The sequence below is a fragment of the Microbacterium ginsengisoli genome, from assembly GCF_000956535.1.
Lineage (GTDB): Bacteria > Actinomycetota > Actinomycetes > Actinomycetales > Microbacteriaceae > Microbacterium > Microbacterium ginsengisoli.
Genome location: NZ_JYIY01000053.1, coordinates 24,910 through 31,634 on the forward strand (window position 1 = coordinate 24,910; position 6,725 = coordinate 31,634).

Genomic DNA, 6,725 nt, shown 5'->3' on the forward strand with positions numbered 1-6,725 from the left:
CTACCCCGCCGTCGCGACCGGCGTGGGGACCGCGCTCATCGGCTCGGCGCACGGGAGGAGCCATGCCTTCACGAACGCCGTCGACTGGTAGAGGTACTGATACACCCACTGCCCGAAATCGAGGCGCTCCTCGACGGGCACGACGGTCACGTCGCCCGCATAGCAGCGTCCGAAGATGTAGCGGGTACGGGCGACATGGGGGGTGAAGGTGAGCACCACGACGCTCTGCGCGGCGTGATCGCGCGCGTAGGCCTGTAGCAGGGCGACCTCGCCCTTCGTGGTGAACGGTTCGGGCGTGGCGCAGGTTACGTCGGGGCGCGCGCACTCCGGCACGGTCGACGCCGGCATCCCCCCGCCGACCGAGACCAGCAGATGGGATGCCACGCCCTCGTCGAGCAGCTTCTGGGCGTCCGCCACGCGGGCCGGAGTGGGCGGCCCGATCACGTAGACGAGGTCCGCCCGCGCTACCGCCGGGTGCGAGGGGAAGACGTAGAGGGGCAACCCGGCGAGGGCGAGCGCGACCGCCACGCCCATCGCGATGGCCGCGATGACGACCACCCGCCGTTCACGCATCGATAGCCTCCCTTCGGCGGCTCCGGTGCGCTCCTGTCACGGATGCTAGCGCAGCGGGGGCCGCCGGCCCGCGCCGCTAGGCTGACCCCGTGCCCGTCGACGATGCCTCGCCCGAGACCCTCGCGCCCACGCTCTACCGCGCGATCGGTCGCGCGGACTGGTCGCGACTCGCGGCGGGCATGGAGCAGCCGCTGACCGAGGCGGAGGTCGTGCAGCTGCGCGGCATCGGCGACCGCCTCGACCTCACCGAGGTGCGCGAGGTCTACCTGCCGCTGAGCCGGCTGCTCTCGCTCTACGCGTCAGCGACGAAGCGGCTCGGCGCCGACGAGAGCGCCTTCCTCGGGGAGCCCGACACGACGACGCCGTTCGTCGTGGGCGTGGCCGGCTCCGTCGCGGTCGGCAAGTCCACGATCGCGCGCCTTCTGCGTGAGCTCATGAGCCGGTGGCCGGGAACGCCCCGCGTCGAGCTGATCACCACCGACGGGTTCCTCTACCCGAACGCGGAACTCGAGCGACGCGGCCTCATGGCCCGCAAGGGCTTCCCGGAGTCGTACGACCGGCGCGGCCTCGTCGACTTCCTCAGCGCCGTCAAGTCGGGCGCCGAGGAGGTCAAGGCGCCGTTCTACTCGCACATGCGGTACGACATCGTCCCGGACGCCCACATCTCCGTGCACCGACCCGATGTGGTCATCGTCGAGGGTCTCAACGTGCTCCAGCCCCCGCCCTCGCCCAACGACGTCGCGGTGAGCGACCTGTTCGACTTCTCGATCTACGTCGACGCCGAACCCGACGACATCGCCCAGTGGTACACCGACCGCTTCCTCGCCCTGCGTCGCGGCGCGTTCAGCAACCCGTCCTCGTTCTTCAACGTGTTCGCGTCCCTGTCCGATGCGGAGGCCGTCGAGCGCGCGATGGGGTACTGGACCGAGATCAACCTGCCGAACCTCATCGAGAACGTGCTCCCCACCCGTCACCGGGCGAGCCTCGTCTTGCGCAAGGATCGCTCGCACGCGGTCGAGTCGGTGCTGCTGCGCAAGCTCTGAGGGCGCCGTCCGACACGCGGTGGGGCGACGCACTGAGAACTCTGAAGATCTCATAGCAATGCGCGCTGACGGTGCCGAAAAACACGGCAGGATGCCGCGAGATACGCGTCATCACGCGGATCTCGCCCGCGAGGCGAATCCATAGAGACGGCATAGCGCAACCGCCCGCCAGCCCAGCCGAGCACTCCTAGCCTCGTCGAGGATTCACTCGAAAGGACCGAGGCATGGCAAAGAAGCGCGCTCCGCGCTCGCGTCGCTGGTGGCGCAGGCCGGCAGTCATCATCACCATCGTGGCCGTCGTCGTCGTGGCAGGAGCGGGCACCGCGGCTGCGGTGTTCTTCCTCTCGCCGAAGGCGGCGACCCAGCGCCTGGTCGCGGCCGCCGTCGGCACGTACGACCAGAGCGTCTCGGCGTCGGGCACGATCGAGCCGGCGACGGTCGCGAACCTCACCTTCTCCTCGAGCGGCACCGTCACGGCCGTCGACGTGCAGGTCGGGCAGACGGTCACGGCCGGTCAGGCGCTCGCCTCCATCGACCCGACTCAGCTGCAGAGCCAGGTCACCCTCGCCCAGGCGGAGCTCAACCAGGCCGAGACCCAGCAGACGGCCGCCGCCGGCGGCACCTCGGCGCAGGTGGCCGCGGCATCCGCTCAGGTCGCCTCGGCGCAGGCGAAGCTGCAGCTCGCGCAGACCGCCGTCAGCCAGGCGACGCTCAGTTCTCCGATCGCCGGCGTCGTCGCCGCGGTGAACGTGTCGGTCGGTGCCCAGATCGGGTCGAGCGGGACCTCCTCGTCCTCCAGCAGCTCGTCGGCGTCGCGCACCTCGACGAGCACCGGGACGTCGTCGACCTCGAGCACGCCGACGAGCTCGGCGGCGGCCATCACCGTCATCTCGCCCACCTCATGGGTCGTCTCCACCACGGTCAGCAACGCGGACCTCGCGAACATCAAGACCGGCATGCAGGCGCAGGTGACGCCCACGGGCGCCACCCAGGCGATCTTCGGCACCGTGCAGTCGATCGGCGTGCAGTCGACCTCGAGCACCGCGGGTGTCGCCCAGTTCCCGGTCACCGTCGCGCTGACTGGCTCGCCGACCGGGCTGTACGCCGGCACGGTGGCGAGCGTGAACATCATCACGAAGGAGCTCGACAACGTGCTCACCGTCCCGACGGCGGCCGTGCGCACCGAGAACGGCCAGACGGTCGTCACCGTCAGCGACAACGGGTCGCAGCAGACCGTGCAGGTCACCCTCGGCCAGATCTTCGGGGCCCAGACGCAGATCACCAACGGTCTGGCGGAGGGTCAGGAGGTCGTGGTGCCGGTCACGCAGTCGTTCCGCACCGGATCGGGATCGGGCGGCTCCAGCATCTTCGGCGGCACCGGCGGCAACGGCGGCTCGGGTCGCTCGGGCGGCGGGGGCGGCCCCGGCACGGGTGGCTCCGGCCGGACCGGTTCGGGATCCGGATCATCGACCTCGGGCGGCAACTGACATGCTCGGCGAACCGATCATCGAGCTCGACGACGTGCGCAAGTCGTACGTCATCGGCGACATCGAGGTGCAGGCGCTGCGGGGTCTCAGCCTCACGGTGCGCGAGGGCGACTACCTCGCCGTCATGGGCCCGTCGGGCTCCGGCAAGTCGACGCTGATGCACATCCTCGGATGCCTCGACATCCCGACCTCCGGCTCCTACCGTCTGGCCGGCGACGATGTGTCCACCCTCACGGAGGCGCAGCTGGCCGAGATCCGGAACCGGCGCATCGGGTTCGTCTTCCAGCAGTTCAACCTGCTGCCGAGTCTCACCGCCTGGCGCAACGTGGAGCTGCCGCTCGTGTACGCCGGTGTCGGGCGGGAGGAGCGCAAGCGGCGGGCCATCGAGGCGCTGGAGAGCGTCGGGCTCGGCAGTCGCATCGACCACCGCCCGAACGAGCTCTCCGGCGGCCAGCAGCAGCGCGTCTCGGTCGCCCGGGCGCTCGTCACGAAGCCCAGCCTGATCCTGGCGGACGAGCCGACCGGAAACCTCGACAGCGTCTCGACCGAGGACATCCTCGCCCTCTTCGACGAGCTGCATCAGCAGGGGCGCACCGTCGTCGTCATCACCCACGAGCACGAGGTGGCCGACCGTGCCGCGTACGCCGTGAGCATCCGCGACGGCGAGCTGCAAGACCCGGACGGCGTGCTGGCTGCGGCGGCGATCGTCCCCGAGGCGGGCGCGCACGCGGCATCCGCTCCGTCCCCCACCGACCTGCCCGACCACCCCACCTCGATCGGAGACGAACGATGAACTGGGCGGAGACGCTGCGCACCGCGCTCGACGCGATCCGGCACCGCCGCATGCGCTCCGCGCTGACCGTGCTCGGCATCCTTATCGGGATCGCCGCGGTCATGCTGACGGTCGGCCTCGGACAGGGCGCGCAGCAGCAGGTCGCCGCGCAGATCAACTCTCTCGGCTCGAACCTGCTCGTCGTCACCCCCGGCTCCACGACGAGTGTCGGCGGAGTGCGCGGCGGTGCCGGCTCGGCATCGACCCTCACGTCGGCCGATGCCGCGCTGCTCGCCAACACCACGGTCGCGCCCGACATCGGGGCCGTCGCGCCCGTGTCGACGACCTCTCAGCTGGCGGTTGCCGGAACCTCGACCTGGACCACCTCGATCGTCGGCACCACGCCGACGTGGCTGACGGTGCGCGCCCGGTCGGTGGTGTCGGGCCGGTTCTTCACGAACGACGATCTGAACAACCTCTCGCGCGTCGCCGTGATCGGGTCCACGACCGCATCCGATCTGTTCGGGTTCCGCGATCCGGTCGGCCAGCAGGTGACGATCGCGAACATCCCGTTCACGATCATCGGCGAGCTGAACACGGCCGGATCGACCGTCGGCGGCGACCAGGACGATCAGCTGGTCGTGCCGTCGACCACGTGGGCGTCGATCTTCTCCAGCTCGGGCGGCTCGACGATCTCCTCCATCTATGTCGAGGCGGCGAGCACGCAGGCGCTGTCGGCGGCCTACCAGGAGACCGACAATGCGCTGCTGACCCAGCACGGGGTGACGGCCTCGAACGCGGACTTCCAGGTCGCGAGCCAGGCCTCGCTGCTGCAGACCGCGACCTCCACGACGCAGATCCTCACGATCCTCCTCGCGGGCATCGCGGCGATCTCGCTGCTGGTCGGCGGCATCGGCGTGATGAACATCATGCTCGTGTCGGTGACCGAGCGGGTGCGCGAGATCGGTCTGCGCAAGGCGCTGGGTGCGACCCCGCGAGCCATCCTGCGGCAGTTCCTCGTCGAGGCGAGCGTGCTCGGCCTCATCGGCGGGCTCCTGGGCATCGCGCTCGGCACGATCGGCGCGCTCACCCTTCCTGCGGTGCTCGGCCAGCCCGTGCTGCTCTCCCTGCCGGTCGCGCTGGGCGCCCTGCTGGTCTCTTTGATTATCGGAATCGTCGCGGGGGTCTACCCCGCGGGACGAGCGGCGCGCCTTGCGCCGATCGACGCGCTGAGGAGCGAATGACATGAGGTACTCCAAGACCGGTCTGCTGGCGGTTCTCGCCGGCGCCGCCATCGTGCTGTCGGCCTGCTCGGCCGCCGGCGCCACCGATTCGGGCAACGCCGCCCCCAACCCCGCTCCCTCGAGCAGCCGCGCGGCCCGCATCCCGGGCGTCAGCGGTCAGGTCGCGGCGCTGAACGGAAGCACGGCGCAGGTGCAGACGCGCACCGCGCAGACGGCGGTCACGTGGACGGGGTCGACCACCTTCGAGGTGCAGAAGAGCGCGGATGCCACGGCTCTCGCAACCGGCGACTGTGTCGTCGTCCGTGCGGATCAGAGTGGGTCCAGCGGGTCCGCCACGCCGGCGACGCAGGTCGCCGCGGCCTCGGTGGAGATCACCTCCAGCGGCGGGTCGACCTGCACCGCCGGGTTCGGTGGCGGCGCCGGCGGCGGTGCCGGACAGGGCGGGTCGGGCGGCCCCGCATCCGGATCGGGCAGTGCGACCCCGCGCACCGGCGGCTTCGGTGGTTTCGGTGCGTTCGGACAGATCGCGTCGCTCTCGAACGGATCGTTCGTGGTGACCGAGGCGGCGCGGGGCGGCGGCTCGTCGACCCAGGTGACGGTGACGACGTCCTCCTCGACGACCTACACCCAGCTGGCATCCGGGACCGCGAGCGATGTGGCGGTCGGCGTCTGCGTGACCGCGACCGGAACGAAGGATGACACCGGCGCCCTGACGGCGACATCGCTCACCGTCAGCCAGCCCGTCAACGGCACGTGCTCGAGCGGCTTCGGAGGTCGTTCCGGCTCCGGCTCCGGTTCGGGGTCCGGCTCCTCGGGCTCCTCCGGCTCGAACTCCTGACCTCGCCGTCGATGACACAGCCCGCCGGCCCGATAGCGCATCCCGCGCGTCGGATCCGGCGGGCCTGACGAGAAAGAATTCCCCATGTCTCCCACGCGACAGCGTCGACGTCTCACCTGGATCATCGGCAGTGCCGTCGGTGCCGTGATCGTGATCGTGGCCGCGGGCGGCGCGGTCGTGGCCGTGCAGGCCTCGACCGGCTCCGACCGCTATCGCACGGCGGCGGTGTCCACCGGCGCCGTGTCGCAGGTACTCACCCTCACGGGCACGGTGCAGCGGCTCGGCGACACCTCGGTCGGTTTCGCGACGTCGGGCACCGTGACGAGCATCCCGGTGGCGGTGGGCCAGACGGTGACCGAGGGGCAGACCCTCGCCACGATCGACCCGGCGCCGCTCGAGTCGGCGCTGCTGGCCGCGCAGGCGCAGCTCGCCAACGACCAGGTGACGCTCGAGTCTGCGCAGTCGGGCACCACGACGAGCGGCGCCTCGGGTGGTTCCGGCGGCACCACCGCGAGCGGATCGTCGTCGGGTTCCTCCGGCGGATCGGCGGCGGGCGGATCGTCGTCCGGATCGACGTCCGCGCTCACGGCGGCGATCACCGCGATGGATGCCGCGGTCAAGGCGGAGGGCACCGCGTGCGCCGCGCTGCTCGCCCCGGCCGCGCCGCACCCGTCGAGCTCGCCGTCGCCGACCGATTCCCCGACCGCCACGCCCGCTCCCACGGACAGCCCGAGCCCGTCGGCCACGCCCACCGATTCCCCGACGCCA

Annotated in this window: 6 protein-coding genes and 1 pseudogene; 6 read left to right on the top strand and 1 reads right to left on the bottom strand. The window is 71.0% G+C overall.

The features are described from left to right. Positions 1-573 carry a hypothetical protein gene (locus tag RR49_RS02130; protein WP_045246279.1) on the bottom strand — a complete coding sequence of 191 codons (573 nt, stop codon included), beginning with the start codon at positions 571-573 and terminating at the stop codon, positions 1-3. A gap of 89 nt (positions 574-662) precedes the next feature. Here RR49_RS02130 and coaA point away from each other — a divergent pair, with 89 nt between their 5' ends. The 6 genes and pseudogenes from coaA to RR49_RS02160 form a co-directional block, all read left to right on the top strand. Then, positions 663-1,616: a type I pantothenate kinase gene (coaA, locus tag RR49_RS02135; RefSeq protein ID WP_045246281.1), complete on the top strand. Its 954-nt coding sequence runs from the start codon at positions 663-665 to the stop codon at positions 1,614-1,616. Positions 1,617-1,840: 224 nt separating this feature from the next. After that, the gene (locus RR49_RS02140) at positions 1,841-3,103 is read left to right on the top strand and encodes an efflux RND transporter periplasmic adaptor subunit (RefSeq protein WP_045246283.1); all 1,263 of its coding nucleotides are present in this window, start codon (positions 1,841-1,843) and stop codon (positions 3,101-3,103) included. Position 3,104: 1 nt separating this feature from the next. Continuing rightward, the gene (locus RR49_RS02145) at positions 3,105-3,896 is read left to right on the top strand and encodes an ABC transporter ATP-binding protein (protein WP_045246285.1); all 792 of its coding nucleotides are present in this window, start codon (positions 3,105-3,107) and stop codon (positions 3,894-3,896) included. Next, positions 3,893-5,119: an ABC transporter permease gene (locus tag RR49_RS02150; protein WP_045246286.1), complete on the top strand. Its 1,227-nt coding sequence runs from the start codon at positions 3,893-3,895 to the stop codon at positions 5,117-5,119. Before RR49_RS02145 ends, RR49_RS02150 begins: the two co-directional genes overlap by 4 nt. A 1-nt stretch (position 5,120) precedes the next feature. Then, positions 5,121-5,957, top strand: a complete 837-nt coding sequence (locus RR49_RS15585) for a DUF5666 domain-containing protein (protein WP_045246288.1) — start codon at positions 5,121-5,123, stop codon at positions 5,955-5,957. Between the two features lie 84 nt (positions 5,958-6,041). Further along, positions 6,042-6,725: pseudogene (locus RR49_RS02160) on the top strand (hypothetical protein); the annotation flags it as partial.

What these genes read in the sequence shown, in the direction of transcription:
- RR49_RS15585 (WP_045246288.1), top strand. Translation starts at nt 5,121, where the DNA reads ATGAGGTACTCCAAGACCGGTCTGCTGGCGGTTCTCGCCGGCGCCGCC.
- RR49_RS02150 (WP_045246286.1), top strand. Translation starts at nt 3,893, where the DNA reads ATGAACTGGGCGGAGACGCTGCGCACCGCGCTCGACGCGATCCGGCAC.
- RR49_RS02130 (WP_045246279.1), bottom strand. Translation starts at nt 573, where the DNA reads ATGCGTGAACGGCGGGTGGTCGTCATCGCGGCCATCGCGATGGGCGTG.
- RR49_RS02140 (WP_045246283.1), top strand. Translation starts at nt 1,841, where the DNA reads ATGGCAAAGAAGCGCGCTCCGCGCTCGCGTCGCTGGTGGCGCAGGCCG.
- RR49_RS02145 (WP_045246285.1), top strand. Translation starts at nt 3,105, where the DNA reads ATGCTCGGCGAACCGATCATCGAGCTCGACGACGTGCGCAAGTCGTAC.